This is a genomic window from Roseivirga sp. E12, assembly GCF_017592825.1.
Lineage (GTDB): Bacteria > Bacteroidota > Bacteroidia > Cytophagales > Cyclobacteriaceae > Roseivirga.
This window is the reverse complement of record NZ_JAGFMD010000007.1, coordinates 231,350-256,852: the sequence shown is the minus strand read 5'-3', so window position 1 is coordinate 256,852 and position 25,503 is coordinate 231,350. Positions and strand designations below refer to the sequence as shown.

The window sequence follows — 25,503 nt, the reverse complement described above, 5'->3', positions numbered from 1 at the left end:
TCGACCAAGTTTTGAAGGCTATGCTCGATAAAATAGATGCGCTTCCTTTTGTCAACCAAAAGAACGCCTTCCGTCTCATGTTGGCCATGCATACTGCAGGGGTAATTGGTTTAGCTTTGCCTGAAACCAGAGAGCTATTTCAACTATTGACACCTTTCAACCTGCTCGCCACTGCAGCCATAGTATTACACTTTGAGAAAGCCAAGAATGCACGTTACGGGTTGTTCATTACCATTACATTCCTTGTTGGCTTCTTTGTAGAGGTTCTGGGAGTGAGTACCGGAATGATTTTTGGTGAATATAACTACGGAGGTACACTAGGTATTAAATTTCTAGATGTGCCTTTAGCGATTGGGCTCAATTGGGTTATACTTATCTATTGTACTGGACTACAATCCAAAAAACTATTTGAAAGTCTCCCTTTGAGGATCGTGATGGGCGCATTAATGATGACAATCCTGGATTTACTAATTGAGCCAGTGGCAATATCCTATGACTTTTGGTCATGGGAAACTGTAAGTATACCGCTTCAGAATTATGGTGCATGGTTTTTAATTAGTGCCGCACTCCATCTATTATTCAATAGGCTATTGCCAGATTCAAACAATTCACTGGCTATTAGGCTTTTATATATACAAGCAGGCTTTTTCTTGATTTTAAATTTTATTTGAAAATTCCTCAAACAATCTTAACCACACAGAGTTAGGGAGCAGAACAATGATAGAAGCAATTGCATGGACCCTTTTGGGTTTTGGAATAATGGAGGCTTTTTCTTGGTGGGTGCATAAATATGTTATGCACGGTGTGTTATGGAAAATTCATAAATCACATCATGAACATACAAAAGGCTATTTTGAACTGAATGACCTGTTCACTTTGCTCTTTGGAGGTTCGGCCATTGTCTTGATATTCCTAGGAGTCGAAAGTTTTGATTATCGTTTTTGGATTGGTTGTGGGATCAGTCTTTATGGAATGTTGTACTTCATTCTTCATGATGTTCTAATCCACAAAAGACTTAAATGGCTTGGTCGTCCCAAATCAAAATATTTAAAGGCCATAACTAAGGCACATAGAGAGCATCATCGAACAATGGAAAAAGATGACGCTGTTTCTTTTGGGTTGTTTTTTATACCAAAAAGATACTTTAAGGACGAAGGAGAAAAGATATAAGCGTGGCAAAATATTCAATAAAAGACTTAGAACACCTGTCAGGCATCAAAGCGCACACATTGCGTATTTGGGAGCAGCGCTATAACCTTATCAATCCTAAACGTACAGACACCAATATCCGCTATTATGATCAGGATGATTTAAAGCTGGTGCTCAATGTATCTCTATTAAAGGACAACAATTACAAAATTTCTAAGATAGCCAGTATGTCTCGTGAAGAGATGACTGAAGCGGTTTTAATGGTAACGGATAAGACGACTAGTCATGCCGATCAAATCTATGCCCTTACATTGTCAATGATTGACCTGGACGAACAACGCTTCGAAAAGATCATTTCCTCAAATACCCTAAAACATGGCTTCGAAAGGACCATGCTGAATATCGTATACCCTTTCTTATCTAAGATAGGTATCATGTGGATGACGGATTCAATCAATCCCGCACAAGAGCACTTTATATCTCATCTCATTAGGCAAAAGCTGATAGTAGCTATAGATGGCCAATACCCTTCTATTGATGTAAATGCTAAAAAGTATATGATGTTCTTACCTGAGAACGAGCTACACGAACTTAGCCTCTTGTTTGCAAATTTCTTAGTAAGGGCAAGAGATAGTAAAAGTATTTACCTGGGCCAGAACATGCCGTTTCATGATCTTAACGTTGCCTATGAGTTATACAAACCGGATTACTTGTTGACAATTATTACCTCTCGAGATTCTAATACCTCTCCTAAAGACTATATCAACAACCTGTCTGAAAAATTCCCCGAATCTAAAATCTTGGTTTCTGGGAGTCAGATTATAGGCCAGGACTTAGAGCTGAACGACAACATCGTCCAAATCGCCAACCCTAATCATTTGATCTCATTTATTGAGGACAACGTGTCCGAACCTATAGGGCGCTAGTGTAAACTTAACTTTACAATTTTGTTAAACACTTTTCAACACAGTTGAAACAAGCCTTCCTTTTTCACTCTTCAGACACTCATTAACATTTTCCTTTGTCTAAGCCATATACCTATTTTTGAATCAAGAAAGAGGTATTTCTAGTGAAACATTCATTTTTGTTTAACGTTAGATCAAAATAATTACACAAACGAATTTGTTTTTTGTTTAATCTTTCTCAATATTTGTTTAACAAAAATCTCTAAAACATGACCACTTTAGAATTCAGTTACTCATTATCTCAGATGACAAAGTCATTAAAGCCCTTTGCCATGAAGCTTACAAAGGACACTGACGATGCTAATGACCTTCTTCAAGAAACATTGATGAAGGCATATAATAATAGAGACAAGTTTTCTGAAGGAACGAATCTAAAGGCTTGGCTTTATACAATCATGAAAAACACCTTCATCACTAATTACCAAAGAATGGTGAGAAGAGGTACTTTCATTGATACCACCGACAATCTTCACTTCATAAACTCTAGTGATACTCGCATAGAAAACAGAGCGGGAGGCAATTTTGCTCTTAAAGACATTAATCAAGCAATTGACAGATTAGAGGATGTTTACAAAACTCCTTTTATGATGTACTTCAGAGGCTTCAAATATCATGAAATTGCAGATAGGTTAGAGATCCCAATCGGCACTGTAAAGAATAGAATTCACATTGCCAGAAAACAATTAAAAGAAAAGCTACGAACATATAGAGCCTAAGGCTAGTTTAGCCCTCATGCACAAGAAAAAGGCGCTAGTTATAGGTTCAGGTTTTGCAGGACTATCTGCAGCCATTAATCTGGCATCAAAGAATTTTGACGTTACTGTTCTAGAGAAAAACAATACCATTGGAGGTAGAGCTCGACACTTTAGTGAGTCGGGCTTTTCTTTTGATATGGGGCCAAGTTGGTATTGGATGCCCGATGTATTCGAATCCTTTTTCAACAAGTTCGGCAAGTCGGTGACAGACTATTACGAGCTCATCAGGCTAGACCCAAGCTATCAAGTGATTTATGAAGGAGGTGATTTCATGCCCATCCCAGCAAAAATGTCGGAGCTTGAGTCACTCTTCGAATCAATTGAACCCGGGGCTGGTCTTCAGCTTCGTGCCTTCCTCAAACAGGCAGCCTATAAGTATGAAGTTGGCATCAATAAACTCGTCTATAAACCTGGGAGATCGCTGACTGAATTTGCCAGCTTAAAGCTGCTTGTCGATGTAGTTCGAATGGATGTCTTCCAATCCATGAGCAAGCACGTTCGCAAGTTCTTTAAACATCCAAAGTTGATTCAGTTGATGGAGTTCCCTGTACTTTTTCTAGGGGCTCTTCCAGAGAATACACCTGCCTTATACAGTCTAATGAATTATGCAGACATGTCTCTCGGCACTTGGTATCCCAAAGGAGGAATGCACAAAGTCGTGGAAGCAATAGGCGCTCTGGCAGAAGAGCTCGGTGTAAGCTTACTTACCGATCATGAAGTCACAAAGATCAATCATAAAAACGGTAAAGCCTCTTCTGTTACCACAAATCATGGAGAGATTGTTGCAGATGTAATCATTGCTGGTGCAGATTATCATCACGTTGAGACTAAGCTCTTAGATAATGAAACCCGCAACTACTCAGACGACTATTGGGACAAGCGGGTTATGGCCCCATCTTCGCTGTTGTACTATGTGGGACTCGACAGGGAACTTGATGGCCTCTTACATCATAACTTATTCTTTGACACGGATTTTGCGCCTCACGCACATGACATTTACACCAATCCGAAGTGGCCAGAAAAACCACTATTCTATGCATCGTTGACCTCTAAGACAGATGATACTGTTGCTCCGAAAGGCTGCGAAAACCTATTTCTACTTATTCCTGTGGCTCCTGGTTTGGAAGAAACAGAAGAGATACGAGAAAAGTATTTCGATATGATTGTCAAAAGAATGGAAGAGCATACTGGGCAATCCATTAGTGAGCATATCATATACAAGAGAAGTTTCGCCCACAGGGACTTTATAAAGGATTATAATTCTTTCAAGGGAAATGCCTATGGCCTTGCAAACACATTGACCCAAACAGCCATTTTAAAGCCTTCTATGAAGTCAAAGAAGCTCAAAAACCTCTACTACACTGGTCAGTTGACAGTTCCAGGACCCGGTGTACCACCAAGTTTAATTTCTGGAATCGTTGTGGCTGATGAGATCGCGAAAGACATGATTTAAACCAGAACACCTTTTATTAGTTACTTTTAAATGATGGAATTATTTGACCAAACGACCCTTGAGTGCAGTAAGCTTATTACACAGCTATACAGCACTTCATTTACCTTGGGCATCAAAACACTCGGCAAGAAATTCCATTACCCTATTTATGCCATCTATGGCTTTGTTCGCTATGCCGATGAAATTGTAGACACTTTTCACAGTCATGACAAGGCTGAGTTACTAGCTCGCTTCAAAAAAGACACCTATCAAGCGATTGAGGAAGGAATAAGTCTAAATCCCGTTCTTCATTCTTTTCAAATGGTGGTTAATAAGTATAAGCTTGATCATGCACTGATTGAGGCATTTCTGCACAGTATGGAAATGGATTTGGATGAAACCACATATGACAAAGCGGGCTATGAGGAGTATATCTATGGCTCTGCAGAAGTAGTTGGACTAATGTGTCTTCAGGTATTTTGTGAAGGAGACACAGCGATGTATGAAGACTTATTACCGCCTGCCAAGAGCCTAGGTTCGGCATTTCAGAAAGTCAATTTTATTCGAGATATCAAAAGTGATTTTGAAGATCGAGGTAGGGTGTACTTCCCTGGTGTAGACTTTGAGAGTTTTTCGCAGCAGAGCAAGGAAATCATTGAAGCCGATATTCAAAAGGACTTTGATGACGCACTTATCGGCATAAAAAAATTACCAAAAGGAGCACAAACAGGGGTATTACTCGCTTATAAATACTACCTCAAACTCTTCAAGAAGATAAAGAATTGTCCTTCGGCCAAAATCAAAGAGCAACGCATCAGAATTCCAAATTCCAGAAAGATGAGCATACTCCTAGAGACCTATTTTCAGCAGGCACTCAAAACTGGCTAAAATCCAAAGGACCGCTTCAACTCGTATTTAGCTTAGAAATCGTGAAGGAATGCAAACATAATTCCCTTCTCAATGTTATTTCTTTATGTTCAACCTCAACGTTGATATCGACATCAATTCTGGCTTCTGCTTTGGAGTGGTTTACGCCATTGAAATGGCCGAAGATATTCTAAAGGAAGATGGTCAATTATACTGTCTGGGTGACATAGTTCACAATGACGAAGAGGTAAAAAGACTCGAGGAGCAAGGCTTAGAAATTATCAATCACGAACGACTTAAGGACATTAGAGATAGCAAAATCCTTATTCGTGCCCATGGCGAGCCGCCAAGCACTTATCAATTAGCGCTTGAAAATAATATTGAACTTATTGATGCCTCCTGCCCTGTGGTTCTGAAGCTTCAGAATAGAATCAAAAACTCATACGACAAAGAAGAAACTATATACATCTACGGCAAGCATGGTCATGCTGAGGTAGTAGGTCTCTTGGGCCAAACCAGCAATAATGCCGTGGTATTTCAAGATTTAGAGGAACTCGACTTGGAAGAGTTACCTAGGGAAATAACCCTCTATAGCCAGACGACCAAGAGTACTGATAAATTCTATGAGATTAATGAGGTTCTTCGTGAGAATGGAATCTCGGTGAAAACGAATGATACCATTTGCCGCCAAGTCTCTAATCGTGATAAGGAGTTGAGAAATTTCGCGACCAATTTCGATGTGATTGTCTTTGTCAGTGGCACCAAATCATCCAATGGCAAAGTGCTCTATAAAGTCTGCAAAGAGCAAAATGAACGTACGTATTTCGTTTCCTCGATTCAAGATGTCAAGGCTGAATGGTTCGGAATGAACGAAAGCGTGGGCATCTGTGGTGCAACCTCCACTCCAATGTGGCTTATGGAGGATATTAAATGCCACCTTGAAAAGCTTTAATCCGTAAATTCGAGTGTGAGTAAGTCGAAGCCACATCTTGGGGTAATCATTGCATTGGCTATCATTGCACTATGGTTTACATGTCTAGTATTTGGCCTCCAGTGGACCATTGACTACCGATCACCACTACTCTACATCTTAATACTAATACAAACCCATTTGTATACCGGCCTTTTCATCACAGCACATGACGCTATGCATGGGACTGTATCTAAGAACAAGATCGTGAACAAGACGCTGGGGCAGGTAACAGCTTTACTGTTCTCTTATAATTTCTACGGTAGGCTTTTTCCAAAGCATCATGAGCACCACAAGTTTGTAGCTACGGATAAAGACCCTGACTACCATAAAGGGAGCTTCTTCCCCTGGTATTTCAGTTTTCTGAAGCAGTACATCACTTGGCAACAAATTGTCTTAATGGCGATTACTTTTAACGTCCTAAAACTATTCCTACCTGTAGAGAATCTGATTTTGATCTGGATGCTACCGGGTGTTTTGGCCACTTTTCAATTGTTCTATTTTGGGACATACCTTCCTCACAGAGGCAGCCACAAGGCGGAAAACATACATAAATCGCGTAGCCAAAAACTTAATCATCTATGGGCATTTTTGACCTGTTACTTCTTTGGTTATCACTATGAACATCATGCTTCACCTGGCACACCTTGGTGGCAGCTTTATAAAACTAAAGAGGAGTTCAACGAAAAGACTTACGCTTTCAAGGCATAAAAAAAGTCATCTCGATATGAGATGACTTTTAATTTTTTTGGCTAGACTCTAGTGCCTATCGTCTCTATCAAGTCCGCCATCCACTAAGTTGATGGTTCGCTTTCCATACGATGCATTCTCTTTAGAGTGGGTTACCTGGATGATTGTCATTCCTTCTTCATTCAGTTTCTGGAAGAGTTCCATGATTTCTTCAGCCTGATCTGAATGCAGGTTACCGGTAGGCTCATCGGCAAGTAAAAGCTTAGGCTGACCAATCAATGCCCTTGCTACACCTACTAATTGTTGCTGACCACCCGAAAGTTGTTCTGGAAAAAGATCCTTCTTCGCTACCATTTGGAAACGATCCAGCATTTCTGCGACTAGACTTTTTCTTTCCGAAGACTTTACTCCCTTGTACAAGAGAGGTGTCTCAATGTTTTCATAAACCGTCAATTCATCAATCAAGTGATAAGCTTGAAATACAAAGCCGATATGATGTTTATGTAACTCAGAACGCTTGCGTTCCTTCATTTTATGGATGGGTTCATCGAAGAAGTAATACTCTCCTTGCGAAGGTTCGTCCAACATTCCAATGATGTTCATTAAAGTTGATTTACCGGCTCCACTAGGCCCCATGATGGTTACGAACTCACCTTGTTCAATTTCTAAGTCGATCCCCTTCAGAATGAAAGTTCTCTGATACTTAGAATCGATGTATTTATCAATGTCTTGTAGTTTTATCATTTGTCTTGATTAATGTTTTGACCTCAATGCATTTACCAATTTATATGCCAATAGCGAATATATTGATTTTAGGCTTTAGGCGAAGAGTACACTATTGAAATATGTACAATTTCGATCACCCTTGTTCGATTATGACACTTTTATTCTGATCTCAAAGCCTTCACTGGATTGGATATAGCTGCCATGCAAGTTTTATAGCTCACCGTCAAGAGGGCAATCACTAAAGCGCCCAAGCCGGCCACCAAAAAGGTGGTGACAGTCACCTCTACGGCAAAGGCAAAGTTTTGAAGCCACAAGTTGGTCAAATAATAAGCCGCAGGCGAGGCAATTAGAATAGCCAATACAATCAGCGTTGCAAAGTCTTTGGACAGCAAGAAAAGCACTTGTCCTAGTGTAGCGCCAAGCACCTTACGCACTCCTATCTCCTTAATTCGCTGTTCAGTAGAGAATGAGGCAAGGCCAAAAAGACCAAGGCAAGCAATACCAATCGCTAGAAAAGCAAAATAGATTATGATCTGGCTGAGCTCTTCTTCAGAGCTGTACAAGGCATTTAAATCATCGTCAAGAAAAGAATACTCAAAGGGTTGAGCGGGTGCAAACTTCGCCCATAACTCCTCTACATGTTGTATTGTTTGCGATGCATCCTCCTCTCCTAGTTTGATAAATAGGTGTTGATAATTCGGCAAGAAGTTGGCATAAAAACACGATTCTGTTTTCCGCTGTAATGGCTCGAAATTGATATTGTCAATTAGGCCTATAATTCTTTTCCTCTCCCACTGACCCTGGAAGTTTCGGACCTCGATCATCTTACCTACAGGGTCTTCGAGGTTCAGTTCTTGAGCAGCTTGTCGGTTTACAATGATAGCAGCGGTAGAATCTGTAGGCGTTTGTGAATCGAAGTCCCTGCCGTCAACAATTTCAATCTCCATGGTACTCATGTAGTCAAAATCAATATTGATTCCAGCAAGGTTGAGCCCTCCTTCGTCATCGATAACTGTTTCTGACTTTACAAACATTATTGGTCTAAGACCTCCAGGCTTACTTAAGGTGGCTGTCACTGCCTCAACATTCGGGTGATTCACCAGCTCATTCTTGAAAGTGTTGAGCTGAGGTGTGATGGCCTGATTGGTGTTTGAAACAACAAGGATATTGTCTTTTCGAAAGCCCAATGACTTGTTCTTCATAAAGCTCAACTGATTGTAAACCATTGTGGTGCCAATCATCATCACGATCGAGATAACGAACTGAAAAACAACCAGAGCCTTTCTAAAGAAACCCGAGCTTCCCATTCCTGGAACGAGCTTCCCTTTTAATACAATAGCTGGCCTAAAGGCAGAAAGAAACAATGCGGGGTAAATCCCCGACCCAAAACCGATGATTAAAAGGACGCCTCCAAGTAGACCAATCACTTCCAAATCTAGCAGCATATCCAAGGTCAAGGACTTATTGATATACACTCCGAATGGTCCCAATAGCAAGGCTACTATTCCAACAGAAAGTAAGGTAGCTATCAAGGTCAGCATAATTGATTCGCTCAGAAATTGACTAACCAACTGCTTTTTATACGCGCCTAAAACCTTACGAATACCCACTTCCTGGGCTCTTCGAGCAGATCTGGCAGTAGCTAGGTTCATATAATTGATCCCTGCGATCACCAATACAAAAACGGCTATGGCAGAAAAGATATAGACAACATCCATGCTGCCGTTTGGTACTATTTCATTTCTCAAATTCGACTTCAGGTGAATGTCTTCGAACGGGGTTAGGTCCGGGTTTACAACATTCTGCTGCTCCTTATTGACATTCTTGTCCCTCAGGTCCAACATGGTTGTCATCACCTTTTCAGCATGAACAGGATCGGTCAACCTGATGAAAGTATAGAAGCCCTGAGCATTCCAATTATTGAGTCCATTGCCTCCGTTTCTTAATGTCTCAATAGACAGTAGGATTTGAAATTGAATATGAGAGTTTTGGGGAATATCTTTCAATAGACCTGTGACCACATAATTGGTTTCATTGCCTCCTTTTACCTTAAATTCTTTACCAATCACATCCCGTGTACCAAAGTATCGCATGGCTGCTGACTCGGTAAAAACAGCAGTATTAGGGTCGTCCAAAACCTCAGATTTATTACCACGCAACAAGTCAAAATTGAAAAACTCAAGGAAAGTGCTATCAGCAAAAAAGTGATTCTCTTCTTTAAATAACTCTGTTTCTACCTCAATAATGATTTGTTGGCCTGCTCCGCCCAGCCGGGTGAAGGCAGTCACTTCAGGCATTTCGTTTAGTAAGCCGGGTCCAAAGGCCGAAGCTGTTGTCGGATACTTATAATTACCACTGGATAATCTAAGCTCATTATTGATCCGAAAAATCTTCTCTGTTTCTGAATGAAATTTATCGTAGCTCAGCTCATACCTAACCACCAATACGATCATCAAGAAGGCAGTGATACCCAGTGTTAACCCGAGAATATTGACCCCTGCATAGCCAGGATTTTTTCGAATGGTGCGGAGAACGATTAAAAAGTAATTCTTTAGCATAGCCCTGAACTTAGGCTAACTAAGCTAAGCTTTTTCTAAAAAGTGTAAAAGCCCGTTTGTTCCTGCGGTGGAAAGAGTAGCATTGCGCACACAAAAGCGATTATCGACAGGACAAAGCCTATCATAAAGGTGGTGTAGCAAAGTCTAAGCAGTTTATACTTTTTACCCAGTACTACTCCTAGAAAATAGATGTCTTTGATCATGCTACCATAAAGGTATTCACCATCTTTCATCATCTCTTTCATAGCCCAGTCATACCGATCTAGCTTCATCTTATGGAAATTACCAAAGAAGAGCAGGTTCGTTTTTCTGCCCAAAACGTCATCTTCCGTAAATACACCTGAAGAAACATTAGGTCTAGTGGCCAGAATAGCCAAGACAATGGCGGTCAAACAGACAATGATTAACATGATGGTAGGTAGTACCAAATTTGGGTACTCATTGAGCTTTCTGATCAAAACCGAAACGACTACAGATAGAATAATAGTATTGACGGAAATCATAATGTTGGCCTTGTTATCAGCCATACCACTCAGTTCTAAGTGATTCTTTGAAGTGGTTCGAAACATAGTCTCAATACCTCTATCAGGTTTTAACTGTACTTTTCCTTCTAGCTTGACAATTTTGGCTTCAAGCGTCTCAATGTACTTTTTATCTTTTTTGGCCTTCTTATAGGCTTTCTTTATGGAAGCTAGATTCTGCTCTTTAATAGGCTGCAATTGTGTTTTAGCATAAGGGGTGAAAAACTCATGGTCTTTGAAGAACTCAAAATTCATCTCATTCCAAGTGTCCGTATCAATGGACTTTTCTTTCATCATCTCAATCTCCTTGTGCATTTTCTCTGACATCTCATGATAGTCATTGCACGCTAAGTGATGTAGATCGGCATCGCAAAGCACCTGCTCAATGAGGCTTTTGGGGCTCTGAGGCATCTTAGTTGCCTCAATACAGCCTTCAATAATTGCAATCTTTTCTTCTTGATATGACTTTGATTCTAGAAAGGACTTGGCGATTTCTCGGCTAGTCGCCTCATGGTTAGCACAACCGTCTTTGTATCCGGTATCGTGAAACCAAGCGGCTATCGTAACAAGCTCGATCTCATCCTCGGAAAGACCACTTTCACGACCGATCATTTTTGCGGCACTCACCACTCGTTCGGTATGATAGTCATCATGGTACACAAACTTCTTAGGAACATCGTTTGTCAAGATTCCTTTTGCGTACTCTTCAACTTCAATTAAAATATTCTCGCTTGCCACCAATTTTGAATATAAAGCTTATAAATATAATGGGCTCATTTTAAATTACATACAATGACCAATTTTGTTATTCCATAAGTCATTCTACTTACATGAATCATTACATGTGTATTTTTGTTCCATAAGTCATGAGAGAAACGTTAAGGATCATCTTTATTTTACTCACAGCAGGAATTTATTCTGAGTGTTTTGGCCAGGCAGATAGCGTATTTGCCTATGACCTAAAGAATCCGGATGAGATTTTTGTGCTCCCCGAGTACTTAGAGGAAGTCTCAGCACTCTCATATTATGACGACAATCAATTGGCAATGCTCAATGACGAGCAAGGAAGAATGTATGTCTATGATCTTAGATCAAGAAAGATTGTCCACCGAGTAAGGTTTCATGGGGATGGAGATTTTGAGGGAATAGAACGAGTAGGAGATTATATCTATGCTATAAAAAGTAATGGCAAGCTCTATCGCTTCAATGTTCAAATGGAAGGTGTGGTGGAAGAAATAAAAACACCCTTCGATTCTGGCAATGATGTGGAAGGGCTAGGTCATGACCCTCACACTGAACATCTTCTTATTGCCTTGAAAGCCGATGGCGACATCAAAAATGTCGATGTTAAGGGTAAAGCAATTTACGGTTTTCACCTGCCTACTGGGAGTTTTAAAAAGACTCCCCTCCATGTAATCCAAGACAAAGAGCTCAAGCGCGTAGTCGGTAGCAAGTTCAAGTTTAAGCCATCAGCGGTAGCTGTTCATCCGACAAGTGGAGAAGTCTATGTTCTGTCTTTCGTACAGCGTTCACTCTTAGTGTTCGGTACTGATGGTAAGCCCAAGCACCTGACCAAACTAAAAAGCAGCCTATTTCCACAACCTGAAGGCATTGCATTTATGCCCAATGGAGACTTATACATTTCAAATGAGGTAGAAGGCGAGGGTGGTACAATTTTAAGGTTTACAGCTAATTAAACTGGCTTCACAGCCTCATTCCAAATTCACTTCGATCATAGAAAAGTAGGCCTTCTTTACGATAATTACTGATTACGTTGTTCACTGTCTGGCGACTGGTAGATGTCAACTTTGCGATATCGGAGTGTGAGAATACAGTCTTTGAGCTAAAGCTTCCATCGCCTTGCTCAATACCATATTCGCGCAGATGATCTTTTAAGAAATCTATTATCCGAGTCTTGGCATCTTTGTATAAAAGTCCATTCAGTCGCCTCTCTAGCTTGCTTACCTTTTTCCATGAAACCTTAGTAACAGAGTTGTTCAGCTTGGGATATTGCTCCATTAGATTTTCCATCATATCAGCAGATATATAGCAAATCTGGGTTTCACTCTGTGTTTTAGCGAAGTATTCAGGTTGTGAGTCTCCCATAAGTCTAGATTCTCCGAAAATATGACCCTTACCAAGGATGTATCGGAGAGTTTCATTCCCTTCAGCATCAAAGCCTCCAATTTTCACCTGCCCCTTCTTGATAAAGAATATGGTATCGTCTGGTTGATCCTCCGTCTTGATATACTGACCTTTGCGATAGCTCTTCATCACTAAAAGCTCGCAAAGATTCATCATTTCACGCATACCAATTCTCTTCATCATATTGAAGGACTCTTCCAAATACCAGTAGTTTACCAATCTCATTAGTTTAAGGGCCTTACGTGAATCTCCAATTTAATACTAATTGAACACGCATGGACGAAATTGGTTTTGTGTCTCATTTTCAGCAAGTACGAAAATCCCAGTTTGTACTTCAGGCTACACTCCCTGATAGTTTTGACTTCTAGAATACATTCTGTCCAAAGCAGTCTCATTACCTTCACCTACCACCAATTCATAGTTTATGAGTGAGAATAAAGAAAGCCAGAAACTTCAAAACACCTTGATAATGGAGGAGCTCGGCATTGACAAGAAAAAGTTAAATGAACTCATGAAAAAACTCTCGAAAGTAGCTCCGAGAGCCGAAAGAGGGACTGAAACCTTATTTCGCCTGACTTCTAAAAATCATTATACCCTCAATACTATGGTAGATCGCAAGGCCAATATTATGATCTCTATCAATGCCATAATTCTTTCCATTATGATAGGAACCGTAATGAATCAATTAGATGCGGACCCACACTTAGTCTACCCTCTGATACTGATTACATTGACTAACATAGTTGCAATCACATATGCAGTATTAGCTACCAGACCTGATCTGAGCCATGGCACAGATCATGAAGCGTCTGGCCTGCTCTTTTATGGTAATTTTCAAGATATAGACGAGCGGACTTATGTCAGCGGCATGCAAAAGTTAATGTATGGAGGGGACGACTTGTATGACGCCATTTCAAAAGACATCTACCATCTCGGAAAAAGACTTAAAGTCAAATTTGGATATTTGAGAAAGGCGTTCAACATCTTTGCAATCGGAATCTCACTATCAGTAATCGCTTTTATCCTTTGCCATATCTTTTTTTCCTAATCGATACTCATCAATGAGCGGTTTCAAAGTTTATACTCTAGACTACACTAAAACACCATTCAAATACTATCTTAGGTATTCATAAGTATTTTTGATAGTGAATTTATTTTCTATGATTTCCGTTAATAAACAAGCCAAAAACCTCAGTGCCATGAAAAATAGATTTCTCACGATACTTATTGCTCTACTCCTTACTAATATAAACTTGATGGCCTTCCAACAAGACCCAGTATACTCGGTTTTTCTAGTTGGTGATGCCGGAGAACCCATTGAGAATCCTGTACTCACTAAGCTTAAGGATGAGTTGGCCAAAATTGGCGATAAAGGCGCAGTCATTTATTTAGGAGATAATATCTATCCTCAGGGGCTTCCACCAAAAGGACATCCCCTAAGGGCTGAGGCAGAGGTAGCCATCAACGGTCAGATCAACGCAGTAAAAGACTTTCAGGGTAGGCGAGTATTTATTCCAGGTAATCACGATTGGGCACAAGGTAGAGCGTATGGTCTCGAATGGCTGAACATACAGGAGGAGTATGTTGAAAATGCACTTGATAGTGCAGATGTATGGCTACCGACTGGTGGATGCCCTGGGCCATTCGAAGTTGAGCTCACTGATAAAATCACACTGATCACCATAGACACCCAATGGTTTCTTCACAAAGGCAACAAACCCACTGAAGCTTGCGGGGTAACGAGCATCACTGATGTCGCGGCCCTATTTCAAGATGCACTGTTAAGAAATGCTCACAAAAAAGTGATCGTAGCTTCCCACCACCCAATGTATACTTATGGCATTCATGGAGGGGTGTTTAGTGTTAAAGACCATATTTTTCCATTAACTGCCTCCAAAAGCATTCCTACACCGATCTCGTACCTACCTCTCCCCGTGATAGGATCGATTTACCCACTGTATAGAAAATGGTTTGGTAATATCCAGGATACTCCCCATCCACAGTACAAAAGATTCAGAGACGGTATGGTTCAACTTATGTCTAAGCACCCTGACATTATACACGTGGCAGGTCACGAACATGCCTTAGAACATATAGAAAAGGAGGGAATGCACTTTGTGGTGAGTGGTGCTGGCGCAAAGAATAACGCGCGAGTTAAGAAAAAGGGAGATGCGCAATTCGCCTCTAATACCATGGGCTATGCACGTCTTGATTACTTCGCCAATGGTCAGACCAAATTGAGTTTCTTTACTCCTGACCAAGGAGATGTAAAGGAATTATATACAGATATAGTTTCTGAAAGGCCATTTGCACCCGCTCCGGAAGATTTGATGGCCCGCTACAGCCGAATCTCCTTCGCAGGAAAGGACACTCTCTTTTCTGCCAGTAAGAAATATATCGGAAGATCGAAGTTTCATAAATCATTGCTCGGTGAGAATCACCGTCAGGAATGGGCTACTGAGTTAAGGTTTCCAATCTTCGATATTGCCACTGAAAAAGGTGGGTTGCGTATTCTTAAGAAAGGTGGGGGCCACCAAACGACATCCCTTCGACTAGAGGCCTCTGATGGCAAACAGTACGTCCTACGTTCCATGGACAAAAATCCGGCATTAACACTGCCACCTGAACTACGGAATACTTTTATCAAAAGTGTGGTTCAAGATGGAATTTCAGCATCTCACCCTTATGCACCTCTTGTTGTTCCTGCCTTGGCCGATGCCGCTGGTATTTTCCATGCCAACCCGAAAATCGTTTATATACCAGATGATCCTCGATTCGGTATTTACCGCAAAGAGTTAGCGAATTCATTAGCCCTGTTTGAAGAAAGAGTCAACAAGAAACAGGTAAAGGAAGAGATGTTTGGGGCCGGGGACGATGTTATCTCAAGTCCCGATTTGTACATCAAACTGAAAAAGGACAACGACAATAAAGTTGACGAAAAATTTGTGGTTCGGAATCGACTGTTTGACATGTGGCTTGGCGACTGGGATCGACATGATGATCAATGGCGATGGATTGAATACGATAAGAAAGACGACAAAAACATCTATCAACCCATCCCACGTGATCGTGATCAGGTGTTTTTTGCCGGAGAAGGTTCATTCAAGAAACTCGCTGCCTCCAAGTGGGCACAACCTGCGTTCAAAGGCTTTGAAGAAAATATTAGCTATACCCCTGCCTATGGCTTCTATCGCATCCGGTGGTTCGACCGCTATTTTATGACCGAACCGTCATTGGAAGACTGGGTCAATCAAGCAAATGAGTTAAAAGCAGCGCTTACGGATGAAGTAATAGAATCGGCTATTGGTTCATGGCCAAAGGAAATTTTCGATCTGAGAGGAGAAGAAATTATCAGAAAGCTGAAGAACAGAAGAGATAAGTTTCCTGAGTGGGCAGCAGACTATTACAAGTTTATTTCTAAAGGTGTAGACGTTAGAGGAAGTGATAAAAGAGAGTACTTTCTTGTCGAAAGGTTAGATGATGAAAACACTAAGGTTACCATGTACAAAATCTCTAAAAAGGGCAACAGAGATGAAGTACTCTACCAGAGAACTTTTAAGACATCTGTCACCGATGAGGTGAGGTTATTTGGCTTTGGAGGAGAAGATGAGTTTGAGCTTAGAGGAAATACCGACAAGGGTATCCTTATCAGAATAATTGCCGGTGAGGACGATGATAAAATTATAGATGAGAGTAGCGTAAGGAAGGGCAAGAAGAAGACAATAGTATATGATAACATCGCAGGAACTGAGCTTACGGCCAGTAAAGAAACTAAAGACCTAAGATCGGATACAGATCCTGCGATCAATAGATATAACATGGAGGAGTTTGATTTCGATGTTCGAATGCCACTTCTCTCCTTCAATTTCAACCCTGATGATGGACTGTTCTTAGGTGCTGGATTTATGTTTAAGAAGGATGGATTTAGAAAAGAGCCCTTCGCTTCGCAACAAAGCTTCACTGCCAATTATGCCCTAGCTACATCTTCTTACAATCTAGAGTATAACGGAGAATTCATTGATGTTTTTGGCAAGGCCGACTTCCTTCTTGATGCTAGCCTCAAAGCTCCCAACTTTGTCAACAACTTCTTTGGCCTGGGCAATGAAACTGTCTATGATGATGATATAGAACTGACCTTTTACAGAACTCGATTTACCGAGCTACTAGTAAATCCTTCAGTTAATCTCAACTTAGGAGATAAGGGTAATATCAACATCGGTGCCCGTTATCAGAGCATAGATATTCAAAGGAGCAATGATCGCTTCATCGCTGATTTTGTTAACAACGGTCTTGACCCTAATGGCTTATTCCAAACCAAAAAATATGCTGGGGCCAGTATTGGGCTTCACTTCGATACGAAAGACAATGCCATCGTCCCAAAACGAGGAATCACATTTAATACAGAAGTCGTCTACAACGCTGGGCTCAATAATAATTCGAGTAACAGCACTCAGTGGAATTCAGATGTAACCTTTAGGTGGGCTTTAGGCGCCTTCAGCAGGACTTCGATCGCCACAAGGGTGAACTATCAGCGAAGCTTTGGTGACTTTGAGTTTTTCCAGGCCAGCAAGCTAGATGGCTTCAATACGCTTAGAGGGTTTAGAAGGTATCGATTTGCGGGTGAAAGTAGTTTCTCGCATCAACTGGATTTAAGGGTAGACCTTTTTGAATGGAACAACTACATATTGCCTTCAAAAGTTGGTCTAATACTTTTCAATGATTTGGGTCGTGTTTGGGTAGATGGAGAAGATTCTAACACTTTACACCATGGCTATGGTGGTGGGATTTACCTCACTCCTTTTAGCACGTTTGCTGTCAATATATTATTAGCTAAGTCTGAAGAATCCTTCGCACCACTAGTGAAATTCGGTTTCTATTTCTAATTCAAATCAGGAATAACTACCGTGAAAATTGTGCCTTTATTCACTTTAGACTCATAGGAGATAGTACCACCGTGCATTTCTACAAACTGCTTGACAATCACGAGCCCTAAACCAGTGCCTTCTATATCACCAACATTGGAAGCCCTTGAAAAAGACTCGAAAAGTCCCTCTTGGTCTTTCTTAGGTATACCAATTCCAAAGTCCTGAACCTGAAGCTCAATATGGCCTGGCTCATATCGCATGGTCACTTGAGGATCTTTGCCTCCTTGAGAGTATTTCAAAGCATTATTAATCAGATTAGAAAGCACATGGCTAATCAATTGACTATCTAACTTCACTTGTCTCTCATCACCCTCTGTATGTATGCTGACTGCTCTTTCTTTAAACGATACAGAATTCTCTAAAACCACCTGCTTAACAATCCCCGAAAGTGAGGTGATATCTTTGTTCAATCTAGCCTTACCAACATCCAGCCTACCTAAGGTAAATACGTCTTTCAATAAAGAGTTTAGGCGTTCAAGCTCTGTTCTAATCCTCAAAACGTGCTTTGAAAGCTTGGTATCAACAGGCTCTCTGGTGCTATCCAAGTACATGCTAATCAATTCATTACTAGATTGGATGGTCGTGAGTGGCGTTCTAAACTCATGTGAGGCCATGGAGATAAAACTCGACTTAAGCTTATTCAACTGACGCTCCTTTTCGATCACTTTCATGATCTCCGAAATATCTCGTGTGGAGGTCTGAACAAACTTCGTTCTCCCATTTTCATCAAGAACAGCCGAAAGCGACACACCAACCCACAAATATTCTCCCTCGGCACGTTTTAATCTGACCGAAGATATAGTATCCTTTCTAGTGTTTTTTATAGTATCGATAAAGGCATGCTTGATCTTCTCTCTTTCATCAGGATGAACCAGACCAACAAAATCCTTAATAGCCATGGTCTCTTCTACAGTCAATCCAAGCATTCGGTAACATGAAGGTGAAACAAAAGTCAATTGACCATGTAAATCGTGAAGTGCAATTACATCTCCAGAGTTTTCCGAAACCAGTTTATACTGCTCTTCCTGCTGTTTAAGTTTGTCCTCAGTCAGCTTACTCTCTGTAATATCAGTTTTGTTAGACCTGATATAGATTACATTATCATCATCATCCAGTATTACACCACCTGTCGCTTTAATCCAACGCCACTCACCGGATTTATGCCTTATTCTAAAAATGACGGAATCTTCTTTCCTTTTTGCTTCAACTACCTCCCCAATGATGTTCGCAACCAGTTCCTGATCATCAGGATGAATAAACTCTAGGGTATTTCTACCTATTAATTCTTCAGGTTCATATCCCATTTTATCTTTGATCGATGGGGATAAGAAAAGATACTTCCCGGTGGGGTCCATCAACGAAACTATGTCATTAGAATTCTCTGTGATAAGCTTGTAGCGTTCCTGGCTCTCTTTAAGTTTTGTTTGAGCTTCAATTCGATCAGTAACATTTCTGGTGGATGTCTGAACATAAATAGCTCGACCCGTTTGGTCATCGAAAATGGCGCCCGCGATGGTTTCTAACCATTCTGGCTTGGCTCCCTTGCTGTATGCCTTATAGACAATAGAGGCTGTTCTTTCATTGCCCTTAACAACCTCCACAATTTTTTGCTTCAGCAGTTGTTGGTAATCTTCATGAATAAATTCCCTAAGGTTTATATTCCTCAATTCATCTGGAGAGTATCCCAGTACTTCAGTAGATGAAGGGCTAACAAAGACGAACTCTCCGTTAACTTTTTGGAGGCAAATACAGTCACTCGAATTTTCGGAAATTAACTTGTATTTCGCTTCACTTTCCTTGAGTTGAGACTGAGCTTCCTTTAAAGAAGTAATGTTGGATAGTGATCCTACTCCCCTTTGCGGTTTGCCATTATGATCATAGAGTATTCTTGCCTTGAAGAGCACCCAAATAATACGTTCGTCACTTGCTACAAAGCGTATCTCAAGAGTCATATCACCTACTTGATTCTCGAATGCTTCATTCAGATTTTTTAGGAAGTCTTCCTTTTCTTCTTCGAACAAATACTTGGCAACCAGTTCATCATCCAGAGGATTATCAACAGGCTCTAGTTCCATTCCTGCCCAAAACTGTGGTGATAGGTAAGAGTGTTTTGTTTTAAAGTCATATTCCCATATAACATCATTGGTCCCTTCTACAGCGAGCTGGTAACGCGCATTACTCTCTTGAATCTCCCTTTCAAGATTCTTACGAACAGTGACATCCTGGAGGATTGTGATGAAGCAATCCTGATTCTGAAAGTCGAGTGGCATGGTGGAAGCACTCACCCAAAAGGATTCACCCTTCTTATTCTTTAATAAGAGTTCGTGGTTTTGAACATGCCCATCTTTTCGAAGGTGTTTTACATAAGACTTTCTTCCTTCAAAATTTTCATAAAACTGAACCGCCTTTTTCCCAAGAAAATCAGCAGGGGTCATCTCATAAACTTTGAAGAGTATTTCGTTCGCGAAAATAATCTTGCCCTCTTCTTTCGTGGAGATAAATACAGGATCGGGTAACGCATCAACAATGCTTTTAAGTCGCTGTTGACTTAATTCTAGATTCAATCGAGATCTTCTGATACTGTCTATATCAATACTGATCCCATCCAGTCGAATTGGCTTTCCTTCTTCGAAAAGTACACTTACTCTATCTCTGAAATATTTGTATCCATTGCCATTTCTTTTGATTCTGTAAGAGTAGCTGGCGGCACCAGAACCCAGTGCATTTACCACCTCTTCTAGTACCCTGTCTCGGTCTTCCGGATGTATTAATTTCTGCCAATCTTCAAAGGTGTGAGGCGATGGCTCATGACCCTCTACAGCTCCAAATTCAAGCAATGGATCATTATGGTAGTGTATTTCGTAAGGTTCGTTGGTCAAATTGATGGACCACACGGTTTCACTCAGATTTGAAACAACAGACTGCAAATCCATGTCTCTGACCTTTGCATCTGCAAAATCGTTTAATGTATCTTTAAAAATGTTTTCCATCACATTATTACCAGTAGAGATATGAAATTCAGTATTTTTAAAATACTATTTTAATGGTATTAGGCCAATTAAAATATTAATTTCAGATATTCACCTAAACAAAATTACTGATATGGAACAGCCATACAGCCAAAGTCCTCGGATCTTGATCGTTGAAGATGAGCCATTTATTGCGGAAAATCTGCAAGAAATGCTAAGTATTTTCGGATATGACGATACAGAATTAGCCAATTCGGCCAACCAAGCGATTAAAGCAATAAAGAGCTCCAGACCTGATTTGGTACTCCTAGATGTAAAGATTAAGGGAGATCAAGATGGAATCGAGCTTGGATCAATTATAAAAGAACAATACAAAGTACCTTTTGTATATATCACCTCGTATTCTGACAAGGAAACTATCAACCGCGCTAAGCATACGCAGCCTTTAGGCTTCATTGTAAAACCATTTACGAAAGATGATGTTTACGCAGCAATTGAAGTAGCTCTTTTCAATAAAAACAGGCTCGCTGCCAATTTAGGTGCCGACCGATTGATAGCAGCGAATCCTACTACTTACAGCAATGACTCTATTTTTGTCAAAAAGAAGAGCCTTCTAGAAAAGATTAAATACGAAAACCTTCACTGGATAGAGGCTGATGGAAATCATATCACCATACATGTGAATGATGGTCGGGATTATACTATTAGAAAGTCCTTAAAAGAGATCACTGACAAACTACCTAAAGATCGCTTCTTAAGGGTTCATAAGTCTTTTGTGGTCTTAGTTGATGCTGTAACGGCCATTGATACAAACTTTGTGTATCTGGGAGAGAAAAAGATTCCTATCGGAAGATCTTACTACAACGCATTTACTGCCACTCTCAATACGATCAGCGCTAGCTAATCAATTACGTGTGTAATTATACAGAATGACAGGTTCATTGTTACCTGCTTCGCTTAACGTGAAGTAGGTACTTGAACTGCTATGCCAGGCGATTGATTCACCCTGAGGCTCTACCGTATAGAGAAGCCTGGAAGGGGCCGTGCCGAGCAAGTCAGAGATACTCTCTGTGCCGGACTTTGACCAATGATAAACGTTCAGATAATTCTTAATAAGTACTTCATTACCATTGGGTGAAATATCAGCAGCCGTTACCATGGTAAATGGCAACACTCTCAGTCGATCCGCAGTATCTAGTTGTGCGGTATTCTGTGGAAAGGGAAGAATGTAGAGAATCACACTGGCCTCTCTTTTAGACACCACATAGATATCACTCGTATTTGGGTCAACCATTATTGCTTCAGCATCTCGGGCATTTCCATCATCATAAACGAAGTTTATTGCCTCCACTCCAGAGAGTGTAGATGTGGCAGGTATATCTGCCACTGTCAAATCTGGCTCTGGTACTCGGTAGATAGTATAATTATCTCTCACAGCACGATTATCCCCGATATCTGCGGCATATAAGTAGGGTTGACCTGCTGTAGGACCTGAACCAATAGCCATATCCTCCCAATCGATGTTTTGAGCACCATCAAGTACAAAACGACCTGAATCAGCACCAGCCTGGGTCATCAGATAAAGCTGTGGGGCTCCTCCGCTATCATTATGTGACCAAATATAAATTGGATTAGATCTGCTACTGGCCAAACCAGAAGCCTCATTTAGATCCGTGATCTGAATTCCTCCTAATGACTGCCGATCGGTAAAAAGAGTTGAAACCTCCTGATTATCGACTTGAGGGTTGGTATCTTCAGAAGGACTCTTACACCCATTGGCGCAAAGCATTAAACAGAAAAAAGCAGCTAATAATTTCTTCATGATGATACCGATTGATTTAACAGAAACTCTGTACATCATTCCTTTTATTAACTGCTCTCTATAAAGATTATTATGACCTGCCTAGTCTAAGCTTGCTCTTACCTTGGCAACTTTGTCTTTTGTAAGGGTTGACTTCGCTTTGTTACCCCATGAGTTCATCACGTAGTTAAGAACATCAGCAATGTCTTGGTCATTTAAGCCACTCGCAGGCATTACTTGGTTGTATTTTGTCTTATTGACCGTGATTTCACCTGACAATCCTTCGATGAGATTGGCTATAGCTCTGTCGGTATCTTCCATTAGATAGTCAGACTTAGCCAGCGGAGGAAAAACTGATGCTATACCCTGGCCACTATCCATATGGCATGCGATACAAACTGCACTATAAGTGCCTTTTCCTGCTTCCATGCTCTTTTTAAGAGCAGCATCTTGATCCTTCATACTGAAAGACGCCATCATTATACCTAAGAGAAAGACAATTTGTATGGGTTTCTTCATGACTGTTTCGATTATTCTATCGCTTATTTCTGCTCTGCTAAAATACTGATTTATCTATATGAACCCACAAGGGCTCGTCTCAACGAAGATTAAATATCTATCTCGACCTGATTTCTTGTTAAGTCTTCGAAAACTTCCCGCTTCCTAATTAAATGAGCTTCCCCCTCATAGATCAGTATTTCGGCAGGCCTCAAACGAGAATTGTAATTAGAAGCCATACTAAAAGCATAGGCTCCAGCATTCTTAAAGGCTAAGATATCACCTTCTTTCACTTCCCCCAGCTTACGATCTAAGCCGAAAGTATCCGTTTCGCAGATATAGCCCACAATAGTATACACACGCTTAGTACCAGAAGGATTAGAAAGATTTACAATTTCATGATAGGCATCATACATCATAGGCCGTATCAAGTGGTTCATCCCAGAATCTACCCCCGCAAAAACAGTTGCTGGAGTGGTCTTCACCACATTTGTCTTCACTAAAAACAGTCCAGATTCACTCACTAAGAATTTACCCGGCTCGAACCACATTTCTAACTCCCTTCCGTATTCTTGGCAAAAATCTTGAAAGGAGGCGCTAAGCTTTTGCCCAAGGTCTTCAATATCTGTGGTAATATCCCCTTCCTTGTAAGCCACTTTAAAACCGCTTCCAAAATCAATAAACAGAAGATTTTCAAAGTTTTTCGCTGTGTCAAACAAAATATCAGCAGCCCTCAAGAAGACTTCAGAATCAAGGATGTCTGAGCCGGTGTGCATATGCAGACCCACAACATTTAGGTCATAGGTTTTAACAACCCTCAAAACGTGAGCTAGTTGGTAAATAGAAATTCCGAATTTAGAATCTGCATGACCTGTAGAAATCTTCTTATTACCACCAGCCATAATATGTGGGTTAAGGCGGATACAAACCGGTACCGATCCATGATATTCGTGACCAAATTGTTCGAGCAGAGAAATGTTGTCTAAGTTGATCATCACACCAATCTCAACAGCCTCTTTAATTTCATCGAAAGAAACGCAGTTGGGAGTATACAAAATCTGATTGGGCTCGAACCCGGCTTTCAAACCTAACCTTACCTCTTGTATGGAGACACAGTCCAACTCAGAGCCATAGTGCTTCAACAACTTTAGAATAGACAGGTTTGTCAATGATTTGGTGGCATACTTAACCTTGAGCCTAACACCGGAAAAGGCGTTTTTCAGTCTATCAAATTGCTGATGAATTTTATCAGCATCATATACATATAGTGGTGTACCATATTCACTGGCTAAGTCAATTAAATCGACTCCTTGAACCTTGTATCTGTCTTTCTCTAAAAGCATGGTAATAAATTGAAGGCCAAATATAAGGGCTATTAATACAAAAAGAGGAAGCTTTCTGACAACTTCCTCTCCTCAACCAAAATGAAAGTAATAATATTATTCTATAATCACCCTCTTAGTCAGGGCCTTGTTGTTTTGAACTACTTTCATGATGTAGATTCCCTTGCGCTCATCGCTAAGGTCAACACGAAAATCGTATCTGCCATCCCTAGGTGTTCCTGTTCGATTGTAAACTTCATTGCCCTCTGGATCAATAATTGATATTTGAATAGCCGAATCATTTCCCGTTTCAAGTTCTACATCAAACCTGCCATCACTCGGATTTGGGTAGAAATTTATATCTCTCAACTCCAAGCCCTCCATTTCGTCTGTACCCGCAGCTTCTTTGTCTTCATCTCTCGCTGACCTAACGAAAACTTTGACCCTGGAAATCACCCTCACATCATCATCATCCCCTCCAAAACTAAATGAGCTGAAAGCATCATCATCTCCAAAATCAAAGTCGAACATCATATTGCCAAACTTGTCTTTCAAAGCGGCTCTTAAGGAATCTAAATCCTCAATTTCTTCTCCATTGAAAGAAAATCGCCCATTGTTATTTCCGAAACTGAAACGCTGCATCAGCGAGTCCATATCAAAAGTATCGTCATCATTAAAACCGAAAGAGAATGACCCTGGTCCAAACCCGCGCATCATCCCTCTAATACTACTTCTTAGTGAGTCAATATCCATATCGAAGTCATCGTGATCCCAGAAGCTTTTGCCTGGGCCATTGTGGAAAAAGAACTTAGGCTGACCCCCAAACCCTCTTCCAAATCCAAATGAGTCGACATTGATTCCGTATTTCTCCAAATCCGGATCATTCTTCATCTCATCATGTGAATCATAGGTCTTTTCGAAGGTTGTTTCGTCATTACCCTTCTTAATAATAACCTTCAGTTTGACTTTGCCATCCTCGGTATTGGAAATTGAGACAGACTGGCTCTCCTTGATATTTTCATCCTGTGCACTAGCACTGTGGAGCACTCCCAAAGTAAGGACGAGTGCCAACCCGAGTGGAGTAATTGCTTTTTTTAGTTGTTTTGACCAATTCATATTTGACATCTTTTAAAGTACTGATTCAAACTTAGTTAGAAGTACTGCAAAAGGATGTTAAAGGGTGGTTAAACGATGTTAATAATTGTTAACC

Annotated in this window: 21 protein-coding genes; 12 read left to right on the top strand and 9 right to left on the bottom strand. The window is 40.6% G+C overall.

The annotated features are described in order from the left end of the window. Positions 1–20: 20 nt before the first annotated feature. From J4E76_RS16045 to J4E76_RS16010, 8 genes are all read left to right on the top strand, one after another. On the top strand, positions 21–671 hold the full coding sequence (locus J4E76_RS16045; RefSeq protein WP_208505801.1) for a carotenoid biosynthesis protein: 651 nt from the start codon (positions 21–23) through the stop codon (positions 669–671). 46 nt (positions 672–717) lie between these two features. Continuing rightward, entirely contained in the window at positions 718–1,170 is a 453-nt protein-coding gene (locus tag J4E76_RS16040) for a sterol desaturase family protein (protein ID WP_208505800.1), read from the top strand. Between the two features lie 2 nt (positions 1,171–1,172). Then, complete coding sequence (locus tag J4E76_RS16035) at positions 1,173–2,075, top strand: MerR family transcriptional regulator (RefSeq protein WP_208505799.1); 903 nt, start codon at positions 1,173–1,175, stop codon at positions 2,073–2,075. Between the two features lie 248 nt (positions 2,076–2,323). Then, positions 2,324–2,830 carry an RNA polymerase sigma factor gene (locus tag J4E76_RS16030; RefSeq protein WP_208505798.1) on the top strand — a complete coding sequence of 169 codons (507 nt, stop codon included), beginning with the start codon at positions 2,324–2,326 and terminating at the stop codon, positions 2,828–2,830. Positions 2,831–2,846: 16 nt separating this feature from the next. Further along, complete coding sequence (locus tag J4E76_RS16025) at positions 2,847–4,322, top strand: NAD(P)/FAD-dependent oxidoreductase (RefSeq protein ID WP_208505797.1); 1,476 nt, start codon at positions 2,847–2,849, stop codon at positions 4,320–4,322. A 30-nt stretch (positions 4,323–4,352) separates the two neighbouring features. Next, entirely contained in the window at positions 4,353–5,189 is an 837-nt protein-coding gene (locus tag J4E76_RS16020) for a phytoene/squalene synthase family protein (RefSeq protein WP_208505796.1), read from the top strand. An 85-nt stretch (positions 5,190–5,274) separates the two neighbouring features. Then, positions 5,275–6,120 (top strand): 4-hydroxy-3-methylbut-2-enyl diphosphate reductase, encoded by an 846-nt coding sequence (locus J4E76_RS16015; RefSeq protein ID WP_208505795.1) that lies wholly within the window; start codon positions 5,275–5,277, stop codon positions 6,118–6,120. Positions 6,121–6,135: 15 nt separating this feature from the next. Further along, a complete protein-coding gene (locus J4E76_RS16010; protein WP_208505794.1) occupies positions 6,136–6,849 on the top strand; it encodes a fatty acid desaturase in 714 nt (237 codons plus the stop codon). 48 nt (positions 6,850–6,897) lie between these two features. Here J4E76_RS16010 and J4E76_RS16005 read toward each other — a convergent pair whose 3' ends face one another. From J4E76_RS16005 to J4E76_RS15995, 3 genes are all read right to left on the bottom strand, one after another. Continuing rightward, on the bottom strand, positions 6,898–7,572 hold the full coding sequence (locus J4E76_RS16005; RefSeq protein WP_208505793.1) for an ABC transporter ATP-binding protein: 675 nt from the start codon (positions 7,570–7,572) through the stop codon (positions 6,898–6,900). Between the two features lie 140 nt (positions 7,573–7,712). Continuing rightward, positions 7,713–10,112 carry an ABC transporter permease gene (locus J4E76_RS16000; RefSeq protein ID WP_208505792.1) on the bottom strand — a complete coding sequence of 800 codons (2,400 nt, stop codon included), beginning with the start codon at positions 10,110–10,112 and terminating at the stop codon, positions 7,713–7,715. A gap of 35 nt (positions 10,113–10,147) precedes the next feature. Beyond that, positions 10,148–11,371 carry a Pycsar system effector family protein gene (locus J4E76_RS15995; RefSeq protein WP_370592816.1) on the bottom strand — a complete coding sequence of 408 codons (1,224 nt, stop codon included), beginning with the start codon at positions 11,369–11,371 and terminating at the stop codon, positions 10,148–10,150. A 128-nt stretch (positions 11,372–11,499) separates the two neighbouring features. On the opposite strand from J4E76_RS15995, the gene J4E76_RS15990 reads away from it, so the two are divergent. Then, the gene (locus tag J4E76_RS15990; RefSeq protein WP_208505790.1) at positions 11,500–12,330 is read left to right on the top strand and encodes an SdiA-regulated domain-containing protein; all 831 of its coding nucleotides are present in this window, start codon (positions 11,500–11,502) and stop codon (positions 12,328–12,330) included. A gap of 7 nt (positions 12,331–12,337) precedes the next feature. Here J4E76_RS15990 and J4E76_RS15985 read toward each other — a convergent pair whose 3' ends face one another. After that, complete coding sequence (locus J4E76_RS15985) at positions 12,338–13,003, bottom strand: Crp/Fnr family transcriptional regulator (RefSeq protein ID WP_208505789.1); 666 nt, start codon at positions 13,001–13,003, stop codon at positions 12,338–12,340. A 199-nt stretch (positions 13,004–13,202) separates the two neighbouring features. On the opposite strand from J4E76_RS15985, the gene J4E76_RS15980 reads away from it, so the two are divergent. Further along, on the top strand, positions 13,203–13,826 hold the full coding sequence (locus tag J4E76_RS15980; protein ID WP_208505788.1) for a Pycsar system effector family protein: 624 nt from the start codon (positions 13,203–13,205) through the stop codon (positions 13,824–13,826). Positions 13,827–13,977: 151 nt separating this feature from the next. Then, positions 13,978–17,661, top strand: coding sequence for a BamA/TamA family outer membrane protein (locus J4E76_RS15975; protein ID WP_208505787.1), 3,684 nt, complete (start codon positions 13,978–13,980; stop codon positions 17,659–17,661). On the opposite strand, the gene J4E76_RS15970 is transcribed toward J4E76_RS15975, so the two are convergent. Further along, the gene (locus tag J4E76_RS15970) at positions 17,658–20,693 is read right to left on the bottom strand and encodes a PAS domain S-box protein (protein ID WP_208505786.1); all 3,036 of its coding nucleotides are present in this window, start codon (positions 20,691–20,693) and stop codon (positions 17,658–17,660) included. The two genes, J4E76_RS15975 and J4E76_RS15970, sit on opposite strands and share 4 nt — an antisense overlap. Positions 20,694–20,805: 112 nt before the next feature. Between J4E76_RS15970 and J4E76_RS15965 the strand changes: the two genes are divergently transcribed. After that, on the top strand, positions 20,806–21,576 hold the full coding sequence (locus J4E76_RS15965; RefSeq protein WP_208505785.1) for a response regulator: 771 nt from the start codon (positions 20,806–20,808) through the stop codon (positions 21,574–21,576). Here J4E76_RS15965 and J4E76_RS15960 read toward each other — a convergent pair whose 3' ends face one another. The 4 genes from J4E76_RS15960 to J4E76_RS15945 all read right to left on the bottom strand — a co-directional run bounded on the left by J4E76_RS15960 (position 21,577) and on the right by J4E76_RS15945 (position 25,409). Next, the gene (locus J4E76_RS15960) at positions 21,577–22,494 is read right to left on the bottom strand and encodes a hypothetical protein (RefSeq protein ID WP_208505784.1); all 918 of its coding nucleotides are present in this window, start codon (positions 22,492–22,494) and stop codon (positions 21,577–21,579) included. It abuts the gene before it with no gap. 81 nt (positions 22,495–22,575) lie between these two features. Continuing rightward, positions 22,576–22,992, bottom strand: a complete 417-nt coding sequence (locus J4E76_RS15955; RefSeq protein ID WP_208505783.1) for a cytochrome c — start codon at positions 22,990–22,992, stop codon at positions 22,576–22,578. A gap of 89 nt (positions 22,993–23,081) precedes the next feature. Next, positions 23,082–24,314: a diaminopimelate decarboxylase gene (lysA, locus tag J4E76_RS15950; protein ID WP_208505782.1), complete on the bottom strand. Its 1,233-nt coding sequence runs from the start codon at positions 24,312–24,314 to the stop codon at positions 23,082–23,084. Positions 24,315–24,410: 96 nt separating this feature from the next. After that, a complete protein-coding gene (locus J4E76_RS15945) occupies positions 24,411–25,409 on the bottom strand; it encodes a T9SS type A sorting domain-containing protein (RefSeq protein ID WP_208505781.1) in 999 nt (332 codons plus the stop codon). Between the last annotated feature and the right edge of the window lie 94 nt (positions 25,410–25,503).

What these genes read in the sequence shown, in the direction of transcription:
- J4E76_RS15975 (WP_208505787.1), top strand. Translation starts at nt 13,978, where the DNA reads ATGAAAAATAGATTTCTCACGATACTTATTGCTCTACTCCTTACTAAT.
- J4E76_RS15955 (WP_208505783.1), bottom strand. Translation starts at nt 22,992, where the DNA reads ATGAAGAAACCCATACAAATTGTCTTTCTCTTAGGTATAATGATGGCG.
- J4E76_RS15960 (WP_208505784.1), bottom strand. Translation starts at nt 22,494, where the DNA reads ATGAAGAAATTATTAGCTGCTTTTTTCTGTTTAATGCTTTGCGCCAAT.
- J4E76_RS15985 (WP_208505789.1), bottom strand. Translation starts at nt 13,003, where the DNA reads ATGAGATTGGTAAACTACTGGTATTTGGAAGAGTCCTTCAATATGATG.
- J4E76_RS16005 (WP_208505793.1), bottom strand. Translation starts at nt 7,572, where the DNA reads ATGATAAAACTACAAGACATTGATAAATACATCGATTCTAAGTATCAG.
- J4E76_RS15945 (WP_208505781.1), bottom strand. Translation starts at nt 25,409, where the DNA reads ATGAATTGGTCAAAACAACTAAAAAAAGCAATTACTCCACTCGGGTTG.
- J4E76_RS16045 (WP_208505801.1), top strand. Translation starts at nt 21, where the DNA reads ATGCTCGATAAAATAGATGCGCTTCCTTTTGTCAACCAAAAGAACGCC.
- J4E76_RS16015 (WP_208505795.1), top strand. Translation starts at nt 5,275, where the DNA reads ATGTTCAACCTCAACGTTGATATCGACATCAATTCTGGCTTCTGCTTT.
- J4E76_RS15980 (WP_208505788.1), top strand. Translation starts at nt 13,203, where the DNA reads ATGAGTGAGAATAAAGAAAGCCAGAAACTTCAAAACACCTTGATAATG.
- J4E76_RS16020 (WP_208505796.1), top strand. Translation starts at nt 4,353, where the DNA reads ATGATGGAATTATTTGACCAAACGACCCTTGAGTGCAGTAAGCTTATT.
- J4E76_RS16000 (WP_208505792.1), bottom strand. Translation starts at nt 10,112, where the DNA reads ATGCTAAAGAATTACTTTTTAATCGTTCTCCGCACCATTCGAAAAAAT.
- J4E76_RS16025 (WP_208505797.1), top strand. Translation starts at nt 2,847, where the DNA reads ATGCACAAGAAAAAGGCGCTAGTTATAGGTTCAGGTTTTGCAGGACTA.
- J4E76_RS16030 (WP_208505798.1), top strand. Translation starts at nt 2,324, where the DNA reads ATGACCACTTTAGAATTCAGTTACTCATTATCTCAGATGACAAAGTCA.
- J4E76_RS15970 (WP_208505786.1), bottom strand. Translation starts at nt 20,693, where the DNA reads ATGGAAAACATTTTTAAAGATACATTAAACGATTTTGCAGATGCAAAG.
- J4E76_RS15965 (WP_208505785.1), top strand. Translation starts at nt 20,806, where the DNA reads ATGGAACAGCCATACAGCCAAAGTCCTCGGATCTTGATCGTTGAAGAT.
- lysA (WP_208505782.1), bottom strand. Translation starts at nt 24,314, where the DNA reads ATGCTTTTAGAGAAAGACAGATACAAGGTTCAAGGAGTCGATTTAATT.
- J4E76_RS15990 (WP_208505790.1), top strand. Translation starts at nt 11,500, where the DNA reads ATGAGAGAAACGTTAAGGATCATCTTTATTTTACTCACAGCAGGAATT.
- J4E76_RS16040 (WP_208505800.1), top strand. Translation starts at nt 718, where the DNA reads ATGATAGAAGCAATTGCATGGACCCTTTTGGGTTTTGGAATAATGGAG.